Origin of the sequence: Affinundibacterium nitidum, assembly GCF_014284155.1 — a bacterium.
Lineage (GTDB): Bacteria > Pseudomonadota > Gammaproteobacteria > Burkholderiales > Burkholderiaceae_D > Undibacterium > Undibacterium nitidum.
In genome coordinates this window covers 25,481-47,228 of the sequence record NZ_JACOFZ010000007.1, presented here as the reverse complement: position 1 = coordinate 47,228, position 21,748 = coordinate 25,481, and the positions used below count along the sequence as shown (strand labels likewise).

The window sequence follows — 21,748 nt, the reverse complement described above, 5'->3', positions numbered from 1 at the left end:
TCGGTAATACGGTGTTAATCGAGACGGCGCCGTTCACGTTCGCCAAAGTAACGCAATTTGACGAATACGATCACTAGCACGACGACAATCGCCACCATACCGCCGATTACTTTCCAAAAACCAGATTCATCCGCCAGTAATGGCATCTTCGCAAAGTTCATCCCGAAAATCCCGGTCAACAAAGTGAGAGGCATGAACAAAGCCGTAATCACCGTCAGCCAACGCATGATGTCACTGGTACGATGTGCCATCGCCGCGAAGTGAATTTGCACTGACGACTCCAACGAGGCTTCTAAACGTCTCGCATGGTTTAACACGCGATTGACGTGTTCCATCACATCATTAATTCGTACCAACAGTAAATCTTTGGCGCGGCTATGGTGTTCTGCATTGCCGTCATAGGTGTCGATCAAATGATCGCGTAATTCCTGCAGGGCATCGTATTGTTCTTCACACAGGTGATCGAGCTTGCGTATCTCGATACGCGAATCGAGTAGGGCGATCCAATTATTGAAAGGCTTACGTGGATCGAGTAAGGCGTGTTGCCAGCGATCGAGTTGATTTGTTAATGGCTGACGTAGGTCGAGATATTGATCGACCATGGCGTTCAACATACGTAACATCAAATCTTCGGGTGATGTCGGTAGGCGACTCGCATGACTATTGTTTTCGCTTTTGGGTTTGTAGGCCAGTAAACGTTGGCGAGTCGCTTCAATGGTGCGGCTGTTTTTTCCTCGTACGGTGACGAGTGCAGTCCCAAAGAGTAGAAAAGAAATAGGTAAGGTCTGAAGCTTGTTTAAAGCCGCAGGAATCTTGCGTGAATTTGGCTCAGTGTTCGTAGGCGCTTCACTATGCAGCGCCAATTTTTGAAAGACGACAAGTTCGTAATCTTGAGTCGCATCAAAATACGATGGATGCGTCAGATTAATCACATCCTTGAGATGCAGGTCATAAAGACGAATGCCTGTGATTTTTTCGACTTCATCACGCCAAGCTTCAGGGTTGGCGGCGACTTCTTCATGGGTCACATCCAGCCACAAAAAACGGCAGCTCTCATCGAGTGGTAACTCACTGCTGTAATGGTTGCCGTTGCCAGAAGGGTTTGAAGGTGAGTTAGTCGCTGATTCTGCGGCGGGAACTTCGTGCGCAGTGTTGAGCACTACTTGCGATTCACTTATGTAGAAAATTTCCATCCAGCACACTTCGTAAGAGTTTGATCAAAGTGCCCGCTGCACGCTGGGTGCGCAACAGCAGGCAAAATCAAAGCTTACTTGGTTTGCAATAAACGCGCTACATCTCTTGCGAAATAGGTCAAGATACCATCCGCACCGGCACGTTTGAAGGCCAAGATCGCTTCCATCATGGTTTTGTCATGATCGATCCAACCGTTGATCGATGCTGCTTTGATCATGGCGTACTCGCCGCTCACTTGGTAAGCGAAGGTCGGCACTTTGAATTCATCTTTCACACGACGCACAATGTCGAGATAAGGCATGCCTGGTTTTACCATCACCATATCGGCACCTTCTGCCAAATCCAAGGCAACCTCACGCAAAGCCTCGTTACTGTTGGCAGGGTCCATTTGATAATTGGCTTTGTTGCTCTTACCGAGATTGCCAGAAGAACCGACCGCGTCACGGAAAGGGCCATAAAATGCGGAAGCATATTTTGCTGAGTAGGCCATGATGCGAGTGTAAATAAAGCCGTTACTTTCCAAAGCTTCCCGAATCGCACCAATGCGGCCATCCATCATATCGCTAGGAGCGACGATGTCAGCGCCAGCTGCGGCATGGGTTAACGCTTGGCGCACTAACATCGCTGTTGTTTCATCATTCAAGACATAGCCCGTTTCATCGATCAAGCCATCTTGACCGTGGCTGGTGTAAGGATCGAGCGCGATATCAGTCAAAATGCCAAGCTCTGGGCAAGTTTGTTTCAGAGCGCGAATGGCGCGAGGAATCAAACCCTCAGGGTTAGTTGCTTCAATACCGTCTTCGGTCTTGAGAGACTGATCAATCGATGGAAATAGGGCCATTACAGGGATGCCAAGTTGAACGCAATCTTTCGCCACTTCCAACAGTTTATCGAGAGACATGCGTTCTACGCCTGGCATCGATACCACGGGCTCAACGCGATTTTCCCCATCGACGATGAATACGGGATAGATCAAATCAGAAGCGGTAACATGGTTTTCGCGCATTAAATTGCGAGAAAAAGTATCGCGGCGCATACGACGCATACGAATGGCGGGAAATGGGGCGGACGAATTGATGGTCATAAGTAATAAAAAAATGTCGTGGTTTATGAAACTTTTCTTACCTTTTGTGCTCTTAGGAATAGGCAATATGCTTACCGCTGGTCCTCCCTAAGCGGGGCGCCTCTTGTTCCCATTCGATAGGCGTTTTTTTGCCCCAGCATCTTTGGTGCTGGGGATTTTTTACTTTTCGCTACTCGATCTGCAATAAAACTTTCTTCATTGCAAATTTAGTTTTCCTGCTTGCCTTCCACAGCTGACGTTTCAGTGTCTTCGATTGCATCGAGATCGATATCGAGACCTGTTAGCTCTCTGATCTTAGAATCGGCTTCCTCAATCCCTGTCCGTTTTAGAGCGGAAAACAATTGTGCTGTAAATGGATACGGTGTGCCGTTGGCATCGACATAACTCGCCAGTACGGTTTTCGCTAAACGCAAAGCATTGGTGGCTTCATTGCGATTAAGTTTGTCTGCTTTGGTGAGTAAACAATGTACTGGGCGGCCAGTCGGTGCGAACCACTCTAACATTTGTCGGTCGAGATCGGTGAACGGGCGACGTGAATCCATGATCAAGATCAAAGCCGCTAGTTGATCGCGCTTTTGCACGTAGGAACCCAACAAGACATTCCAATGATTCTTTGCTGCACCTGGAACTTCGGCATAGCCATAGCCAGGAAGGTCAACCAGCATGGCGCGAATTTCTTCTTGTATAGTCTCATCTTTACGGTGTTGCCCGACGTGCGCACCACCAATTGAGAAAAAGTTGATGTGCTGGGTACGACCAGGCGTCTTTGAGGCAAAGCAGAGTTTTTTCTGGTTGCACAAAATATTGATGGCAGTCGACTTGCCAGCGTTAGAGCGACCTGCGAACGCCACTTCAGGAACGTTGAGGCTAGGAAGATCTCGCAAATGATTGACTGTCGTAAAAAAACGCGCTTGCCAAAGGATAGACATAGGAGGGGCCAATCTTGATGAAAACAGCATGAAACTGCAAAAAGTAAGGCGGAAACTGTTCATTTCAGCCTGAAAAGTGAGGTTTCCTAGCGTCAATTGACTTGGAATACCTCAACATTTCCACAAAAGCTATTGTACAATAAGGGGTTAGCTACGTGGGCTCAATCAAGATTTAGAGCTGGTCACGTACATCGTATGCTCCAACAGAACCGATTTCCAATTTTCAGTCTCAAGGTGTTTGAATGAACCGTGCATTTTTATCATTTTCTAAGTCCCTTAGCGTCATCGCTTTAGCGGCTTCTTCCATGGTTTCTGTTGCTTATGCCAACGAAACAGCTAAACCAGCGAAAGCAGACGCGAGCAAAGGTGAAGCTCTGTACACCAGCGGTGATGCAGCACGTGGTTTGGTAGCATGCGTTTCTTGCCATGGTGCAGCAGGTAATTCGACGATCACCGTTAATCCAAAATTGTCTGGTCAGCACGAAGCCTATGTTGTCAAACAATTGACAGATTTCACGACGCCAGCGCGCAACAACCCAGTCATGACCACATTTGCAAAAGCAATGACGGCGGAAGATATGAAAAATGTTGCTGCATTCTTGGCAACACAGAAGCCAAAAGCGGGTGCTGCGAAAAATAAAGATATCGTTGAATTAGGTAAGAAAATCTACCGCGCGGGTATCGCTGAGAAAAACGTTCCAGCATGTGCTGGCTGCCACAGCCCGAACGGTGCTGGTATTCCAGCTCAGTTCCCACGTTTGGCTGGCCAACATCAAGACTACACCGTGGCGCAGTTGGCGAACTTCAGCAAAGGTACACGCGCAAACAGCCCACAAATGGTGACCATCGCGAAACGCATGTCTGAAGAAGAAATGAAAGCCGTTGCTGATTACATCGCTGGTTTGAAATAATCGCCATTATTTGCAACACGCTCTCTGATCTCTACGACATAGAATAAGACGACAGAGTTAAAGAAGATTAACGGAGGGGGTGGCGCTTGCCATCCCCTTTTTGTTTGTGGATATTCATGGAAAACGAAACCAGTACTTCCGGTTGGGAAATTCAAACGCGCCGCGCTTGGTTAGCAAGCACAGTCGAACTCTTGTCATCGATGCGTTTTGCGATCAGTTTGCTCTGTATGATCGCCATTACTTCTATCGTTGGTACTTTCCTTAAACAAAACGAACCACTAAATAATTACGTCAACCAATTCGGCCCCTTTTGGTTCGAAGTGTTTCAGCATTTGGGTTTGTATTCTCTGTATTCGGCTTGGTGGTTCTTGTTGATCATGGCGTTTCTGGTGTTGTCGACTAGTCTTTGCCTATGGCGTAATGCGCCGAAAATGCTGCGAGATGTCGCTAGCTGGCGAGACAATGTACGTGAACAATCTTTGCGTAATTTCCATCACCGTAGTGAGTGGGTCGTCAGCAAATCGACGCCTGAACTGCAGTCGATGATCTCTAGTTATATCCACCAATTGGGATATAAATTCAAAGCGGTCGACAAAGATGGTGCGGTGCTGATCGCCGCGAAGCAAGGTGCTGGCAACAAATGGGGCTATATCTTTGCACATGCCGCTATCGTCATTATTTGCGTTGGCGGTTTGCTAGATTCTGATCTCGCTATTCGCTACCAAACATGGTTCATGGGTAAAGTGCCCTACGAAGGCAGTGGCGAATTGATCTCCGAGATCCCAGAGAAATATCGCTTGTCGAAATCGACGCCGACTTTCCGCGGCAATGTCGCCGTGCCTGAAGGCAGTAGTGCGAACGTCGCCATCATTCAGCAGAGTAAAGGCGTATTGCTGCAAGATTTGCCGTTCACGATTCAACTCAACAAATTTAATATCGATTTTTATTCGACTGGCATGCCTAAGCTGTTTGCGAGCGAAGTGACAGTGATCGATCATGAGACTGGTAAGAGTTTTCCTGCAATTGTGAAGGTGAATCACCCTTTGATTTATAAAGGTGTGGCGGTCTTCCAATCTAGCTTTGATGACGGTGGCAGTCGCCTGCAGTTGAAGGTCCACCCTATGCAAGGAAAGTTCGCGCAGACAACTGAACTAAAGGGAACCATGGGCGGTTCAACAGCGCTTGATCCGAGCTTGGCGAAAGGCGAGGCGTATAGCATCGAATGGTCCGGCTTCCGTCCTTTGAACATCGAAGACATGGCTCGCAATGGACAAGACGTGCGAGCGGTGAATCCAAATGCGAATTTCGTTGAACGTTTGTCTGCAGATTTAGATAAGCATTCGGGTGCTGCTGCGAAGAGGCCAGAAGATAAGACCCTCAAAAACGTAGGTCCGACAGTGCAGTATAAATTGCGCGACAAAACAGGTCAGGCCCGTGAATTTCATAACTACATGAGCCCAGTTCAACTCGACGGTGCATGGGTGTTTTTGGCTGGTACGCGAGATTCGCCAAATGAAACATTTCGCTATTTACGCATCCCTGCAGACGACGAGAATAGTTTGAAAGAGTGGATGCGCCTGCGTGCGGCGCTAGCGGATCCTGAGTTGCGGGTCAAAGCAGCGGAGCGTTATGCAAAACGGGCTTTGTCGACTGCAGAAGCGGGTAAATTCCAGAGTCAATTAACTGCATCTGCCGTTAAAGGCTTGAGTATATTTGCGGGTGGTGAAGACGGGAGTAAATTATCCGGTTTCGCTGCTATCGCGGGCTTCTTGGAAAAAATTCCCGCGGCGGAGCAAGGTAAAGCTGCCGATGTGTTTATGAAGATTTTGAACGGTAGTATGTGGGATTTGTGGCAATTGGCACGTGAACGCGATGGATTGCCTGTTCTCGAATTGAATGAACAACGCGCGCAGTTTCTGCAATTGGCGACCTCGAGTTTGTCTGACTCTTTCTTTTATGGCGCTCCTGTTTATTTGGAACTGACTGGTTTTGAGGAGGTAAAGGCCTCGGTTTTCCAAGTTGCTAAAGCACCTGGGCAGAATATTGTGTATCTTGGCTGTTTATTCCTAGTGATTGGTGTGTTCGCGATGTTTTATGTGCGTGAACGTCGCTTATGGCTATGGATTAAGGCTGAGGGTGGTGAGAGTCGCGTGTTAATGGCGATGAGCTCACAGCGCAAGACCTTGGACTTTGAGAAAGAATTTGAACAGTTAAAGCAGCAGTTGTCGGCACGCTTTGCAGTAGAGCCTGTGGTTCAAGTGGAAAAGCAAAACGCAGCAATTGAGCCAGGTAGTCAGGTTTGAAAGGCGAATAGGCCTCGATACGCTTAAATAGGAAAAGTAATGGAAAACATTGTAGAACATCAAAGTTTTTTGAAGCGCTTAACAGTCATCGATTGGCTTTATGCCGCCTTGTTATGTACCGGTTCTTTGTATGCTTTCAGCGCCTATGGCAAGCACATGGATGTTTATGAAGAGGCCATTTTATTATTGGCCGGTCCAACCTTTGCCTTCTTGGGTTGGCATTGGAAACCAATGCGTTGGTTGATGCCTTTGTTAGCAATTCTCAGCTTATTCGCGATTTCACAGTACGCAGGTCAGCTTGATTTGGCTAGCAAAAAATTCTTCCTCAAATATTTGTTGTCTAGCCAATCTGCGATTTTGTGGATGAGTACATTCTTTTTTCTTTCTACTCTGTTTTATTGGGGAGGATTGATTGCACGCTCGGATTTTGGTGCATCGGTAGGATCGGGCTTATGCTGGGCAGCGGTGGTCATGGGTGCCACCGGTATGCTGGTACGTTGGTATGAATCGTATTTGATCGGTCCTGACGTTGGCCATATCCCAGTCTCGAATCTTTATGAAGTGTTCGTGTTGTTCTCATTGATTACAGCGATGTTCTATTTGTACTACGAACAAAGTTATAAAACGCGTCAACTTGGCGCTTTTGTATTATTGGTGATTTCTGCGGCAATTGGTTTCTTGTTGTGGTACACCGTGAGCCGAGGCGCTGCGGAGATCCAACCACTGGTGCCTGCCTTGCAGAGTTGGTGGATGAAAATTCATGTGCCTGCTAACTTTATTGGTTACGGTACTTTTTCTTTGGCAGCTATGGTCGGCGTTGCCTATCTGTTGAAGGCGCGTGGGGTTCTCGCTGATCGAATTCCAAGTTTGGAATTGCTCGATGACGTGATGTATAAAGCCATCGCGGTGGGCTTTGCTTTCTTCACAATCGCTACCATCCTTGGTGCACTGTGGGCGGCCGAAGCATGGGGTGGCTATTGGTCATGGGATCCAAAAGAAACCTGGGCGCTGATAGTCTGGTTGAACTATGCAGCTTGGCTTCATATGCGCTTGATGAAGGGCTTGCGCGGACAAGTAGCGGCATGGTGGGCAGTGATTGGTTTGCTTGTTACTACGTTTGCTTTCCTTGGTGTAAATATGTTCTTGTCGGGTTTGCATTCCTACGGCACCCTATAGTTTGAATATACAGATCTGGTTCAATGATTGAAGCCCAAACGAGAAATTGTTTGGGCTTTTTTGTTATGGAGAGCACTGACCCGAATAAAGAATTTTGGGAAAAAATGTAAGTTTCAAACTGAAACGCCGACTTATGAGAAACTATGAACAAATAGAAGCGAGTCCGATCAATTTCATTCTGAACTGGAGCACCGTATGCTGATCAAGAAACAAACTTCTGACACCATTATCTTGCCATCTGAAATTACGCCCCGCGATGTTTTTGAATCCCGACGCGATTTCATTCGACGTGTCGCCATAGGTTCGATTGCTAGTGCATCTGTCATTGAAATGGCACAGCGCGAGGCGTTTGCACAAACGCCCGGAGCGCAAAAACTGGCAGCGACTATCAATCCGGCATACGCCTCAAATGAGAAAAAAACGGCATATAAAGATGTGACTAGCTACAACAATTTTTACGAATTTGGTACTGATAAAGACGAGCCAGCCGTCAACGCTCATACTTTAAAGACAAGGCCATGGACTGTCAGCATTGAAGGAGAAGTGAACAAGCCTATGGTGCTTGATCTCGACGCTTTGCTCAAGTTGGCACCGATCGAGGAGCGTGTGTATCGTTTGCGTTGTGTTGAAGGGTGGTCGATGGTGATTCCATGGTTGGGATATTCACTCTCGAATTTACTGAAGAAAGTGGAGCCGAATAGCAACGCACGCTATGTCGAATTCATTAGCCTTGCCGATAAAAAGCAAATGCCGGCAATTCGCTTTCCTGTTCTGCAATGGCCCTATACTGAGGGCTTGCGTATAGATGAGGCAATGCACCCATTGACGCTGCTTACACTGGGCTTGTATGGAGAAGTATTACCCAATCAAAATGGCGCACCAGTGCGTCTCACAGTGCCTTGGAAATACGGTTTTAAATCTGCGAAATCTATCGTTAAGATTCGCGTGACCAAAGATCTGCCTAAGACATCTTGGAATGTAGCGAATCCAAGTGAGTACGGTTTTTATTCGAATGTGAACCCAGAGGTGGATCATCCACGATGGTCGCAAGCGTCTGAGCGACGTATCGGCGAAGATGGCTTCTTGAGTCGCAAGCGCAAAACGCTGATGTTTAATGGCTATAACGAAGTCGCTAGTCTGTATGCTGGCATGGATCTTAAAAAGTTTTATTGAAATAATGGATGGGAAGAGTTTCTCGATGAATCAACTCAGCGCGCGTCAGCTTTTCTGGTTGAAGCTTTGTATTTTTGTTGTCGCCTCTCTTCCATTTGCGAGGCTCGTCATCGCTACGATGTATGATGGTCTGGGTGCGAATCCGCTTGAATTCATTACTAGGAATACAGGTGATTGGACCTTGTATTTCTTATGCATTACCTTGGCGATCACGCCAGCGCGTAAGCTTTTGCAATGGCATTGGTTGATCCGCTTACGCCGGATGTTGGGTTTGTTTAGTTTTTTCTATGCGGCTTGCCACTTTCTTACTTTCCTGTGGTTTGATCATTTTTTTGAGATCGAGGAAATGTGGAGAGATGTCGTCAAACGCCCATTTATCACCGTCGGCTTTATAGCTTTTGTGATGTTGATCCCGTTGGCCATGAGTAGTAGCAACTGGGCGATACGCATCATGGGTGGAAAAACCTGGCAGTTGTTACACCGTTCGGTGTATATCATTGTCCCGCTCGGCGTGTTGCATTATGTGTGGATGCGCGCGGGCAAGAATAACTTCACTCAACCATTAGTATTTGCTGCAATTGTTTCTTTGTTGCTTGGGATACGTCTGTATTGGCGTCTGAAGAAAACGGTGTAGTGTCGTTCCAGCTACCGCTGTCGCTTTTCTATTTACCCTCTTGCGGGCTCTCAGACGGTGCTTTGACAGGAATAGCCTGTTGCGGCGCTGGAGATTTCTTTTCAGGCATATACAGAGGCCCCCGTTGACCGCAGGCGGAAAGCAAGCATGCGCAGACTAATAAACTAGAAATGAGAGTGGTTTTTTTCAAGATCGTACTAACCGTATAGAATGTAGCCTGTGAAATTAAAAACTTGCTGGTGTTAAGACGGAGTGTACCATGACAGAATCAGAATTTTTAGTGAAGGCAGACGCTTGTTTGCAAGAGGTGCAGGATATTTTTGAGCGTGCTTTCGAAAACGATGAGCTTGATGTTGACTGTAAGCGTAGTGGTAATGTGTTAGAGATTGAGTTTGTCGAGAATGGCTCGAAAATTATCGTCAATAGCCAAGCACCAATGCAAGAAATGTGGGTAGCTGCAAAATCTGGCGGCTTTCACTACAAGCACGATGGCACTAATTGGCTGAATACTAGGGATGGTTCCGAGCTCTTCGAGACATTGCGATCAATTGCTGCCAACCAAAGCTGATTGCGATAAGCGCGAACTTTGGTAATCAGTCACCAAAAAAATGGGATGAGGCTAGTTCGCCGTCATCCCATTTTTTATGAGTAGATGCTAGTAGCCTACTCTATTATGACCTCTGATTCGGTACCGAGACTTTTGACTGCCGAACCAGGCGGATTTTCAATATAGAAGTAATCCCCATCCGCTTGAATTACGCCATTTGGTATGGGTCTCTCAGTAATAGGGATGTCTTTTAGTGCTTTCTGCATATATCCAATCCATATAGGTAATGCCAAGCCACCACCGGTCTCACGATTACCTAAATTGCGAGGTTGATCATAGCCAATCCAAGCAACACCAACAATTTTTGACTGATAACCAGCAAACCATGCATCGATTGAGTCGTTGGTTGTGCCGGTCTTTCCTGCGATGTCTGGTCGTTTTAATACCAAAGCTTTGGTTGCCGTGCCAAATCGCACCACGTCACGCAACATACTGTCCATCAAAAAAGCATTGCGTTCATCAATGACCCGATTGTTTTCATCGCCCGCTAGATCTGGTTTTGCTTGCGATAAGACTTTTCCATCGGCATCCGTAATCTTGGTAATGAGATAGGGATTAATTTTGTAACCGCCGTTCGCAAAGACCGCATAGGCGCCTGCCATTTGCATTGGCGTTACCGCGCCAGCGCCTAAGGCGAGAGTCAAATAGGCTGGATTTTTCTCAGGGAGGAAACCAAAACGTGTCGTGTATTCCTGCCCATACTTTGCGCCTACTCGCTGCAAAATACGAATAGAAATCATATTTTTTGATTTCGTTAGGCCTTTACGCATCGTCATCGGGCCTTCGTATTTGCCGTCGTAGTTCTTCGGCTCCCATGCTTGTCCGCCCGTTTGTCCTGCATCGAAACTAATTGGCGCATCATCGATAATTGTCATCGGTGACAAACCCTTTTCTAGTGAGGAAGAGTAGATAAAGGGTTTAAAGCTGGATCCAGGTTGTCGCCATGCTTGGGTCACATGGTTAAATTTATTGAAGTTGTAATCGAAGCCGCCAACGAGGGCGCGAATCGCGCCGTCAGAGGTATCGGCAGCAACGAATGCCGATTGGACCTCGGGCATTTGAATGATCTGCCAATTTTTACCGTCGAGCATGACACGAATGACTGCGCCGCGCTGAATCCTCTTGTTAGCAGGAGCATTTGGCTTTAGTCCGGCCGCAGCAAAACTAAGGCCGGTGCCGGTAATTTGAATTTCATCACCGTTCGAGAGCACTGCGCGAACCTGATCGGGCTTGGCGTCAATCACCATGGCTGCTAGCAAATCGTCGCTGTCCGGATGATCGGCGAGTTCTTTTTCAATTGCTTCGTCAGCGAGTTCTTTATTCGACGGCAATTCAATGATCGCCTCTGGACCACGATAGCCGTGACGGCGCTCATAGTCCATTACACCTTTGCGCAAAGATAGATAGGCCGCGTCTTGCTCCGCCTTGGTAATGGTCGTGTAGACGTTCAGTCCTCGAGTATAAGTTTCTTCTTTAAATTGCTCGTACACCAGTTGACGCGCCATTTCAGCGATATATTCAGCATGAATTCCAAACTCGGCGCTGTTCGTTTTGATGTGAAGTTTTTCAACTTTTGCAGCTTCAAATTGCGCTTTGTTGATATAGCCCAATTGGTACATACGTTGCAAAATGTATTGCTGGCGAACGGCAGCGCGCTTTGGATTGGCGACAGGATTGTACGCTGATGGTGCTTTTGGCAACCCTGCAAGCATCGCCGCTTCTGCGACAGTGACATCTTTGAGATTCTTTCCAAAGTAAATCTGTGCAGCAGAGGAGAAACCGTAGGCGCGTTGTCCAAGATAAATTTGGTTCATGTAGACTTCGAGAATCTGGTTCTTGGTGAGATTCTGTTCGATCTTCCATGCAAGCAAAATCTCATAGACTTTTCGCTTAACGGTCTGCTCAGTGGAAAGAAAAAAGTTACGTGCTACTTGCTGAGTAATGGTTGAGGCACCTTGTTTGTTGCCGCTAGTGACATTATTCACGGCCGCGCGGGCAATACCAATGTAGTCGACCCCACCATGCTCATAGAAGCGATCGTCTTCGATGGCAAGAACAGCCTTTTTCATGACATCAGGGATGTCTTTGAAGTGAACTACATTTCTTCGCTCTTCACCAAACTCAGCAATGAGCATGTTGTCTGCTGAAAAAACACGCATCGGCATTTTAGGGCGATAACTTGTAATCGCATCGATTTCCGGCAAATTGGGATATGCCATGGTCAATGCGAATACTAAAATTAAGACTCCGGTCAACACGAGACCAAATAATACGATGCAACTTTGAAGTAAGAAGCGAACCGCTCGGCTTTTGGGGCGCGGTTGCGATGCTGTCTCGTTGGCTTGTGATTCGGTATTTTGAGGTGTTGACATAATGCAATAAAAAAATCGGAGTTTAGTCCAGCATTATATCCCGCTCCTAAGGACTATAAAAATTGCATTTCCTTAATTTATCGTCGCGAGTGGAGAAATGACAACGCAAAAAGGGCGTTCTGCTCGGAAAGTGCTTTACATTACACTACCCTTATTGCTAGGATTTAACGTAAGCTAGTATGAGTGTCTTCTAAATCGCGGTTTTTAAAAGAAAAAATGCGTTTTTCAGCCTGAATAATAGTTTTTTGTGAGCAATTTGTGTACGAATTTGCTTGTGCTTTTGCAAATAAGAATAATGTTTCTTTGAGGGGATATCCTTGGCTTTAGATCTCGCATCATTGCTCGGAAAGAAGAATGCGCCCTTGATTGGGGTGGATATCAGCACGTCTGACGTCAAGCTGGTGGAATTGTCTCGTTCGGGCGAAAAGGATTACAAATTAGAGCGTTGCGCTTCAGAGCCGCTGCCGAAAGGCGCTGTTATTGACGGCAACATTGAAAATCTTGAGCAGGTTTCTGACGCTATTACGAAATTGTTGAAGCGTGCTGGGACCGGCACACGAAACGTCGCTTTGGCGATGCCGGCAGCTTCGGTGATTACCAAGAAAATGATGCTACCAGCTAATTTAAATGAGCAGGCACTGGAGTATCAGGTGGAGTCCGAAGCGAGTCAGTACATTCCATTTGCGATGGATGAAGTGGCAATCGACTTCTGTGTCATTGGCCCGACCGCGAATTCGGAAGAGGATGTGGATGTGCTGTTGGCCGCATCACGAAAAGAGAAAATTGAAGACCGTGTGGCAGCAGCAGAGTCTGCTGGACTGCAGCCTAAGGTGATGGATATAGAATCTTATGCGGCGCGCGCTGCCGTTGAGCGCTTGATTGAACAACAACCCAATGCAGGACAAGATCAAATTTTTGCTCTGTTTCAGATCGGGTCGAAGGTGACATATATCTCGATCATTTTGAATGGAGAGGTCGTCTATGAGCGTGATCAGCAATTCGGCGGTAATCAGTTGACGCAAGATATTGTTCGCAATTACGGCCTGTCATTTGAGGAAGCAGAGTTGAAGAAGCGTCAGGGCGATCTTCCTGATAGTTATGAAATGGAGCTACTCGAGCCTTTCTTGGAGAGTGCAGCACTCGAAGTAACACGTGCGATTCAATTCTTCTTCACATCCACACCTTTTACGCGAATTGATCAAATTTATTTGGCTGGTGGTTGTTCAATGTTGCCTGGTTTGGTCGAGATAGTGGCTGAAAGGACGAAATTGTCGACTTCAGTCATTAGTCCATTCAAGGGAATGGAATTGGGATCAAACATAAATGAAAAAGCTTTGCGAAATGATGCACCTGCCTACTTGGTTGCCTGCGGTTTGGCGATGAGGAGGTTTGGATAATGATAAAGATTAATCTACTCCCACACCGTGAAGCCAAAAGGAAAGAGCTTAAAACCCAGTTCTATTCTTTGATGGCACTCGCCGCAATTCTAGGCGCTGGTGTGGTTATTTTGGTGGGCTTGGTATTTTCGACTCAACTCTCGGCGCAGACCGAACGTAATGCATTCATTACGCAAGAGAATCTTGAGTTGGATAAAAAAATCAAAGAAGTTGCGACACTGCGTCAAGAAATTGATGCCTTGAAAGCACGTCAACAAGCTGTTGAAGATTTGCAGGCGGATCGAAATCAACCAGTGTTTATGATGAACGAATTAGTTCGCTTGGCACCCGAAGGTTTATATCTCACGTCGATTAAGCAAGAAGGGCAACGGGTTTTGATGAAGGGCTATGCGCAGTCCCATGCTGTTGTCGGGATTTTTGTAAATGAGCTCAACTCTTCGCAATGGATGAATCGTCCAGAAATTATTCAAAATAAAGCGGTTGGTCTTGGACAGGGGCGAGATGCAAAGCGAGTAATTGAGTTTGACCTGAATGTCGGCATTCGTCGTCCACGTGAATTGGAAGCCGCAGCAGCAAGTGCAGCAGCTGAGGGAAGTACGAAGAAAGCAGTCGCACCAAAAGCAGGCGCTAAGTAGAGATAAATATGGCAAATATTCAAGAACAATTTGAGTCTTTCGCGGGACAGTTCAAAGATCTAAATGGTCTTCACCCAGGCCTTTGGCCGATAGCGCCTCGAATACTTACCGCCATAGCTGTTTTGGTAATGGTGATCATTGGCGGCTGGGCTTTTTATTGGAGTGGCCAGCTTGAAGATATTGAGCGAGGCGAGCAAGAAGAGCAAAAGCTCAAAGACACATTTAAGACGAAAGTACAGCAGTCAATTAGTTTGGATGCCCTGCTTGAACAACGTAAATTAGTGCTTCAGTATGTCTCTCGGATGGAGAAGCAATTACCTAGTAGCGCTGAATACGCATCTTTGTTGGATGACATTAATTCTGCAGCGAATGGTCGTGGTTTGAATATGGATAACTTCGAGCCTGGTGCTGTGGTGGTAAAAGACTATTACGCTGAATTGCCAATTAAGATTCAAATGGTTGCGAATTACCATGATATGGGCCAGTTCATTAGTGATATCGCCAAATTACCTCGGATTATCACGTTAAATAATTTAGTTTTCTCTGCCAGTAAAGATCCAAAGAAACCTGGCATTATTTTGGATGGTATTGCTAAGACCTATCGCTACTTGGGCCCTGAAGAGATCGCGGCTCAAGCGGAATTGGCAAAGAAAAATCGTGACAAAGGTAAAGAAGGTAAAGAAGGCGACAAGGAAAAAGAGGGGCATAAATGAGACTGATTCAGAATTGCTTAGCGTTGGTCTCATTACTAATGCTTGCGGCCTGTGGGGATAACGGGGTCGGTGAGCTCAAGGAATGGATGAATCAAGTTAAAAAGGAAACCCAAGTGAAGGTTAATCCTTTGCAAGAGCCTAAGGTTTTTGTTCCTGTGTCCTATGAAAGCGGTTCCTTAATTGACCCCTTTGATTCAGTAAAATTGTTGGCCGTGTTCGCGCGTATTAAGGCCGCCAACGACAATGGATTGAAGCCAGACTTTGACCGACCTAAGGAGGCGCTTGAGGGCTTCCCACTGGAAACCATGAAAATGGTCGGTACTTTTGATAACAAAAAGAAACTCCAAGGATTGATTCAAGTCGGGAAGATTATTTATCCTGCGACAGTTGGGTCTTATGTGGGTCAAAATTTTGGCAAAGTAATTAGCGTGAGTGAATCTCGAATTGATCTGGTAGAGACAGTTCAAGATGCAACGGGTGAATGGACGGAAAGAAAAGCAAGCTTAGAATTGCAAGAGGCGAAAAAATGAATTTATTTGTAAATAAAAACAAAGGGAGCGCCATGCGCATTAAAGGATTGTTTCTTGGGCTCCTATTGCTATGCCAATCGGCGTTTGCCCAAACTGATAATTCGATTGATTCGATTACTTCAAACCAACAAGGTGCTAACGTAATCGTCAAGATCAATCTCAAAAAGCCTCTTGAAAAAGCGCCTCTGTCATTTTCGATAACAAGTCCAGCACGTATTTCCCTTGACTTCGCCAATACCGCTAATGGCACAGGAAAAAGCGCGATCGATATCGGATTAGGCGAAGTTCGTAACGTGAATTTGATTGAAGTCCCTGGCCGCTCACGCTTGGTATTTAACCTTAATAGATCATTGAACTATGCGACTCTGGTTGAGGGGAATACATTGATCGTAACCATAGATGGATCTGGTGGTTTGGCGACACCAGTGAATTCGCTCGGTCTACCTGTCACTGCAAAGGGCCCACAACAGAACCTTCGTCAAAGTTTAAAAGATATCGATTTTAGACGTGGCGCAAGTGGTGAAGGCCGCGTGGTAGTAGATTTGCCTAATAATCAGATTGCGGTGGATCCACGTCTCCAAGGTCAGAAAATCGTTGTTGATTTTTTCAATGTCAGCCTTCCAGATGTCTTGAAACGTAATTTGGATGTTGCAGATTATGGATCGCCAGTCCAAAAAATTATCACGGAGCGTCAAGGTGACAATGTTCGGATGTATATTGAGCCAAAAGGCTTATGGGAACATAGCGTTTATCAAAGTGACACTCAATTGGTGATCGAAGTTAAGCCAATCAAAGAAGAATTGAATAAATTGACTCAAGGTTCGCAAGGCTATAAGGGCGAACGCTTTGGCATGAACTTCCAAGATATTGATGTCCGTGCGGTCTTGCAAATGTTGGCGGAGCAAGGTGGAGTGAATATTATTGCGAGTGATTCAGTCATGGGTAATATTACTCTGCGCTTAATCGATACGCCGTGGGATCAAGCACTCGATATCGTAATGCAAATCAAGAATCTCGATATGCGTAAAAACGGTAATGTTATTTTGATCGGGCCAAAAGACGAGTTGTTATTGAAAGAGAAGTTGGAGCTAGAACAAAAGGCGGCAATTGCTGAGCTAGAGCCATTAAAGACAGAATCCTTTCAATTGAAGTATCAGAAAGCGGAAACCTTACAAAAGTTGTTTGGTCTCGATGGAAGTAGCTCAACCAATCGTATGCTGTCTAAGCGCGGTAGCGTCATGATCGATCCACGTACGAATCAGATTTTTGTTACGGATATCGCTTCAAAAATTGAAGAAGTACGTAAACTGATTCAGAAGACAGACATTGCAACGAAGCAGGTCGTTATTGAAGCCCGTATTGTGGAAGCTGACAATAAGTTTAGCCGTAACCTCGGCGCTAAACTTGGTTTCGCGGACTTGCGGAAGTTGTCTGGCGGCGACGCTGGTTATCAACTCCAGGGTAATCAACGTGTTGCCGTGACCGGCAATTATCTGGGCGTCGGTGAGCAGACTGGCCAAGCAAAAATTACAGAGAAAAGTTTTATTCCAAATACGCAGTTCGTGAACTTACCTGCTGCTGGTATTGGCGGCTTGGATGCAGCAAGTATGGCAACGAGTATTTTTTCCGCGGCGGCTAATCGTTTCTTGAATTTGGAACTTTCCGCTTTGGAAGCCGACGGTGATGGAAAAATTATCTCCAGTCCTCGAGTCGTCACTGCGGATCAAACTCCGGCAAATATCGAACAAGGTCAAGAGATCCCATATCAAATCGCAACCTTGGGCGGAGCAACGGCGATCGCATTTAAGAAAGCAACCTTAAGTTTAAATGTGACGCCACAAATTACACCAGACGGCACTATCATCCTAACAGTGGACGTTCATAAAGATAGTCGTGGTGAAGAAACGCGTTTTGGACCTGCAATTAATACAAAACAGGTGAAGACGACCGTACTGGTCGATAATGGCGGTACCGTAGTATTGGGTGGTATTTATACTCAGGAAGAACGCTCTGACGTGACAAAAGTACCTTTCTTAGGTGATTTGCCATTGTTCGGAAATTTGTTTAAGTCGACTGGTAAAACGAACAATAAAACTGAATTGTTAATATTCATCACTCCAAGAGTGCAATTAACGGGAAGTTTTGCAAACCAGTAAGAAGAACCAGTGAAATGATTCACACGGGTGCAGGTTTTGAATTAATCAATAATTGAATAGGTGTTACATGACGAAGTTCTTTCGCACAATTTTTGCCATCCTGACGATTTCGTTGTTGTCAGCTTGTGGTGGTGGGGGTGGTTCCGCTGGTAATACAAGCGGAACTGCATTGTTCACGACAGCTGCTTCGGAAATTGTATTGGTCGCTGGCGATGTTCAAACCTACAATATCGGTGGTGGCGTACCGGGTTATGCCGCAACTTCGAACTCCGGAGTGGTTGTAGCATCAGTAAGTGGTAAAGTACTAACCCTTAAAGGAGTTGGTTCTGGCTCGGCAACAATCACAGTAACCGACAGTGCCGGTGCCAAGGTTTCTATCACGGTACAGGCAAGTACTGGCGTGCCATTGTTCACCACGGCGTCAGAGGCTTTGTCGGTCGGCATTGGGCGCACAAGTAACGCTTACACAATTGGCGGCGGTAGTGGCGTATTTACCGTCACATCAGGAAATCGTCAGATCGTTTCAGTGACTCAAAATGGCAGTCAATTTACGATTACTGGCGTCTCTGCAGGCCAAGCTACAGTCTCGATCACAGATTCACTCGGTGCATTCAAGCGTATTGAGGTCACAGTTGGAAGTGGTATCAACCTCTTCACAACCGCACCCGCATCAGTCACCGTTGCGGTAGGATCCAGCTCAGCTGTCTATTCAATTGGCGGTGGAAGTGAACAATATTCTGTCTCTAGCAGTGACAATACTGTAGCAACGATCGGCCAGTCTAGTTCGAATCAGTTTGTTATTACTGGCAAGACAGGTGGTAAGGCTACCGTTACCGTTAAAGATACTTTGGGTAAAGAAATTTCAATTAGCGTTACAGTAGGTACCAATGATGCACTGTATTCAACTGCAGCTTCGACAGTTACGTTAAACATCGGTGGGTCTGGCATTTACAAAGTTGGTGGTGGAACGACAATTTATAGTGTCGGAAGTAGCAATACTTCTGTTGCCACCGCAACGATCATTGGTAGTGATTTAATCATCACTGGTGTAGCAACTGGATCCGCAACAGTGATCGTACGTGACTCTACGACAGGAAGTTTGACAATCAATGTGACGGTAGGTAGCGGCACTCCAACACCTTTGTACTCAACTGCGGCTAGCGATATCATTGTGACGCCAGGCTCTTCACCAACTTTCAATGTCGGTGGTGGTCGTGCACCGTATTTCGTCAGCAGCAGTAGCTCAAATGTGGCCACTGCAGCTATTGCAGGAAGCACTCTCAGCTTGACTACGGTTGGTAGCGGTACAACTAAGATTGTGATCACTGATTCCGTTGGTGCAACATTGACAATCAACGTGACAGTAGGGGCTGGCGCATCGATTCCTTTGTTCACATCAGCGCCTTCAGCTGTGACGATTATTTCTGGCTCGACGGTTACGTACTCAATTGGTGGTGGTACTGCTCCATACACCGTCACCAGCAGCAACTCCGGAGCCGCGACTGTTCTTGTGACTGGTTCGAGCTATACAGTGACGGGTGCAAATGTGGGAACGGCAAGTATTGTGATCCGAGATTCAGTCGGCGCTTCCACCACGGTTGCTGCCACCATATCTGGCGCTGCGCAAACTCCCGTTGATGTGTTGCCAGGCGACTCTACAGGTGCAGTTGGCGACACTTTATCCTTCAATATCTCCGGTGGTTCAGCGCCGTACACGATTTTGAATAACAATCCAAGTATTGCGACTGTTACGTTGAATGGCGGTGCGTTCACAGCTAAATTGTTGAATCAAGGCTCAACGGTGGTAACAGTCACAGATAAACAGGGTCAAACGAAGAAAATTACAATCACAGCGAATGCTGCTGCATCTCAGTTGAGAATTTCACCATCCGCCTTAACCGTAGGTGAAGATAGTACGAATTCCATCGAACTTACGATTTATGGTGGAACTGGCCCTTATCGTGCGTTCACTAGTGATTTGACACTGTCCTCTGTACCATCAGGAACGATAACGCAAGGCACAAGCGGCACTGCGTTGACGATTGGTCTGGGTTCGAATAGTACACGCTGCGTCACTGTAAAAGACACAGGAGGAACTATCCTCATTGGTGGTACTTACGATATGACAATCACAGTGATCGATAGTTTGGGTGCTTCGGCAACTGCAACTTTGACGCTTAAGGATAACGCGAAAGGCATTGGTACTGATAAGTGCGGTAACTAAGCTAATCCATATTGATTTAAGTGAAATTGTGTGACAAGTAATATCTATTTAGTAGGACTGATGGGCTCTGGCAAGACGACAGTTGGCAGAGCCCTCGCAAAAAAACTCAACAAACGTTTTGTAGATTCAGATCATGAGATAGAGGCGCGCACAGGCGTCACTATCTCAGTGATTTTTGATATTGAAGGTGAAGCGAGTTTTCGTCAGCGTGAAGCTGATGTTATTCGCGATCTTTGTCAGCAACAAGACATCGTGCTTGCTACAGGTGGCGGGGCGGTGCTCAATCCCAAAAGCCGCGAGTTACTCCATCAACATGGAACTGTTGTCTATCTGAAGGCAAGTATTGGCAGCATTTTGCATCGTACGCGACACGATAAGAAACGCCCATTACTGCGTACAGTTGATCCACGTAAAAAATTAGAAGAACTCGAACAACAGCGTGATCCGCTGTATCGAGAAGTAGCCCATATGATCATCGAAACTGGGCAACCCCAATTGCAAACCTTGGTACAAACCATAGTCGATAAATTGCCTAAACCACAAAATGTCGCTCAAACAGCAGAAATTATCGCCGCGAATCTTCCGTCGGTATCAAATCAAACTATGGAACACGAACCAGGGCAGTACAAAACACTACAAGTTGACTTAGGCGATCGTAGCTATCCGATTAGTATTGGTGAGTCACTACTCAGTAACGCCAAGTTACTGGAACAAAGAATAAAAGCAAAGTGGGTGGTCATCGTCACCAATGATGTCGTGGCACCTTTGTATTTAGAAAACCTGCGTGCTCAATTGCTTAGCCTTGGCAAGCAAGTTGATGCAATCGTCTTACCGGATGGCGAAGATAAAAAAAATTGGCAAAGCTTGATGCTGATTTTTGATGAACTGCTACAAAAGAAATGCGACCGTAAAACAGCCTTGATTGCCTTAGGCGGCGGTGTGATCGGTGACATGACAGGGTTTGCTGCTTCTGCATATATGCGCGGTATTCCTTTCGTACAGATCCCAACGACCTTGTTAGCCCAAGTTGATTCTTCAGTCGGGGGCAAGACAGGCATCAATCATCCGCTGGGTAAGAATATGATAGGCGCGTTTTATCAGCCACAAGCGGTGATCGCTGATATCTCGGCGCTCTCGACCTTAACTGATCAAGAATTGTCCGCGGGTTTGGCAGAGGTGATCAAGCATGGGGCCATTATCGACGCGAAATTCTTCGATTGGATAGAAGCCAATATCGAAAAATTACGACAACGAGATTCCGAGGCGCTGAGTTACGCAGTCTTGCGTTCATGTGAAATCAAAGCCAATGTGGTTAAACAAGATGAGCGAGAAGGTGGCCTGCGTGCCATCTTGAATTTCGGACATACATTTGGACATGCGATTGAATCAGGCCTTGGTTACGGCACTTGGTTGCATGGAGAAGCGGTCGGATGTGGGATGGTGATGGCAGCAGATTTGTCACATCGCTTAGGCTACATTGACTTCGTCACCAAGACTAGAATTACTCGATTGGTCGAAGCAGCGGGGCTGCCCATAGTCGCTCCTGACTTGGGTGAGTCTACTTGGTTAGACCTGATGGAAGTCGACAAGAAAAATGAGGGTGGGCAGATTAAGTTCATCCTATTGAAACCTCTCGGAACTAGTGTGATTACCTCTGTGCCGAAAGAAAGTCTACTCGCAACCCTGCGAGCTTGTATTCAAGTCTAGAAA

18 protein-coding genes are annotated in these 21,748 nt (G+C 46.3%); 13 read left to right on the top strand and 5 right to left on the bottom strand.

Annotated elements, in window-relative coordinates; translation table 11 throughout:
* Window positions 1-14: 14 nt before the first annotated feature.
* The 3 genes from H8K36_RS15170 to yihA form a co-directional block, all read right to left on the bottom strand.
* Complete coding sequence (locus tag H8K36_RS15170) at window positions 15-1,193, bottom strand: magnesium transporter CorA family protein (protein ID WP_186917424.1); 1,179 nt, start codon at window positions 1,191-1,193, stop codon at window positions 15-17.
* Between the two features lie 74 nt (window positions 1,194-1,267).
* Window positions 1,268-2,278 carry a porphobilinogen synthase gene (gene hemB, locus H8K36_RS15165; protein WP_186917425.1) on the bottom strand — a complete coding sequence of 337 codons (1,011 nt, stop codon included), beginning with the start codon at window positions 2,276-2,278 and terminating at the stop codon, window positions 1,268-1,270.
* A 206-nt stretch (window positions 2,279-2,484) separates the two neighbouring features.
* Window positions 2,485-3,207: a ribosome biogenesis GTP-binding protein YihA/YsxC gene (gene yihA / locus H8K36_RS15160; RefSeq protein ID WP_186917426.1), complete on the bottom strand. Its 723-nt coding sequence runs from the start codon at window positions 3,205-3,207 to the stop codon at window positions 2,485-2,487.
* A gap of 242 nt (window positions 3,208-3,449) precedes the next feature.
* Here yihA and H8K36_RS15155 point away from each other — a divergent pair, with 242 nt between their 5' ends.
* The 5 genes from H8K36_RS15155 to H8K36_RS15135 all read left to right on the top strand — a co-directional run bounded on the left by H8K36_RS15155 (window position 3,450) and on the right by H8K36_RS15135 (window position 9,404).
* The gene (locus H8K36_RS15155) at window positions 3,450-4,118 is read left to right on the top strand and encodes a c-type cytochrome (protein ID WP_186917427.1); all 669 of its coding nucleotides are present in this window, start codon (window positions 3,450-3,452) and stop codon (window positions 4,116-4,118) included.
* A gap of 116 nt (window positions 4,119-4,234) precedes the next feature.
* Complete coding sequence (locus H8K36_RS15150; RefSeq protein WP_186917428.1) at window positions 4,235-6,421, top strand: cytochrome c biogenesis protein ResB; 2,187 nt, start codon at window positions 4,235-4,237, stop codon at window positions 6,419-6,421.
* A gap of 39 nt (window positions 6,422-6,460) precedes the next feature.
* Window positions 6,461-7,597 (top strand): c-type cytochrome biogenesis protein CcsB, encoded by a 1,137-nt coding sequence (gene ccsB / locus H8K36_RS15145; protein ID WP_186917429.1) that lies wholly within the window; start codon window positions 6,461-6,463, stop codon window positions 7,595-7,597.
* A gap of 195 nt (window positions 7,598-7,792) precedes the next feature.
* Entirely contained in the window at window positions 7,793-8,770 is a 978-nt protein-coding gene (gene msrP, locus H8K36_RS15140; protein ID WP_186917430.1) for a protein-methionine-sulfoxide reductase catalytic subunit MsrP, read from the top strand.
* Between the two features lie 25 nt (window positions 8,771-8,795).
* Window positions 8,796-9,404 (top strand): protein-methionine-sulfoxide reductase heme-binding subunit MsrQ, encoded by a 609-nt coding sequence (locus H8K36_RS15135; protein ID WP_186917431.1) that lies wholly within the window; start codon window positions 8,796-8,798, stop codon window positions 9,402-9,404.
* A 28-nt stretch (window positions 9,405-9,432) separates the two neighbouring features.
* Here H8K36_RS15135 and lptM read toward each other — a convergent pair whose 3' ends face one another.
* Window positions 9,433-9,594 carry an LPS translocon maturation chaperone LptM gene (gene lptM / locus H8K36_RS19730; RefSeq protein WP_222611243.1) on the bottom strand — a complete coding sequence of 54 codons (162 nt, stop codon included), beginning with the start codon at window positions 9,592-9,594 and terminating at the stop codon, window positions 9,433-9,435.
* Window positions 9,595-9,663: 69 nt separating this feature from the next.
* Here lptM and cyaY point away from each other — a divergent pair, with 69 nt between their 5' ends.
* Window positions 9,664-9,972 (top strand): iron donor protein CyaY, encoded by a 309-nt coding sequence (gene cyaY / locus H8K36_RS15125; protein WP_186917432.1) that lies wholly within the window; start codon window positions 9,664-9,666, stop codon window positions 9,970-9,972.
* 95 nt (window positions 9,973-10,067) lie between these two features.
* Here cyaY and H8K36_RS15120 read toward each other — a convergent pair whose 3' ends face one another.
* Window positions 10,068-12,230 (bottom strand): penicillin-binding protein 1A, encoded by a 2,163-nt coding sequence (locus tag H8K36_RS15120; protein WP_370587148.1) that lies wholly within the window; start codon window positions 12,228-12,230, stop codon window positions 10,068-10,070.
* 470 nt (window positions 12,231-12,700) lie between these two features.
* Between H8K36_RS15120 and H8K36_RS15115 the strand changes: the two genes are divergently transcribed.
* From H8K36_RS15115 to aroKB, 7 genes are all read left to right on the top strand, one after another.
* A complete protein-coding gene (locus H8K36_RS15115) occupies window positions 12,701-13,780 on the top strand; it encodes a pilus assembly protein PilM (protein ID WP_186917434.1) in 1,080 nt (359 codons plus the stop codon).
* Window positions 13,780-14,415, top strand: a complete 636-nt coding sequence (locus H8K36_RS15110; RefSeq protein ID WP_186917435.1) for a PilN domain-containing protein — start codon at window positions 13,780-13,782, stop codon at window positions 14,413-14,415. The genes H8K36_RS15115 and H8K36_RS15110 overlap by 1 nt, the downstream gene beginning before the upstream one ends.
* 8 nt (window positions 14,416-14,423) lie before the next feature.
* Entirely contained in the window at window positions 14,424-15,128 is a 705-nt protein-coding gene (locus H8K36_RS15105; RefSeq protein ID WP_186917436.1) for a type IV pilus inner membrane component PilO, read from the top strand.
* Window positions 15,125-15,658 (top strand): pilus assembly protein PilP, encoded by a 534-nt coding sequence (locus H8K36_RS15100; protein WP_186917437.1) that lies wholly within the window; start codon window positions 15,125-15,127, stop codon window positions 15,656-15,658. Before H8K36_RS15105 ends, H8K36_RS15100 begins: the two co-directional genes overlap by 4 nt.
* Window positions 15,655-17,814, top strand: a complete 2,160-nt coding sequence (gene pilQ / locus H8K36_RS15095; RefSeq protein ID WP_186917438.1) for a type IV pilus secretin PilQ — start codon at window positions 15,655-15,657, stop codon at window positions 17,812-17,814. The genes H8K36_RS15100 and pilQ overlap by 4 nt, the downstream gene beginning before the upstream one ends.
* A 67-nt stretch (window positions 17,815-17,881) precedes the next feature.
* Window positions 17,882-20,038, top strand: a complete 2,157-nt coding sequence (locus tag H8K36_RS15090) for a beta strand repeat-containing protein (protein WP_186917439.1) — start codon at window positions 17,882-17,884, stop codon at window positions 20,036-20,038.
* A 30-nt stretch (window positions 20,039-20,068) separates the two neighbouring features.
* Window positions 20,069-21,745 (top strand): bifunctional shikimate kinase/3-dehydroquinate synthase AroKB, encoded by a 1,677-nt coding sequence (gene aroKB, locus H8K36_RS15085; protein WP_186917440.1) that lies wholly within the window; start codon window positions 20,069-20,071, stop codon window positions 21,743-21,745.
* Window positions 21,746-21,748 lie beyond the last annotated feature (3 nt).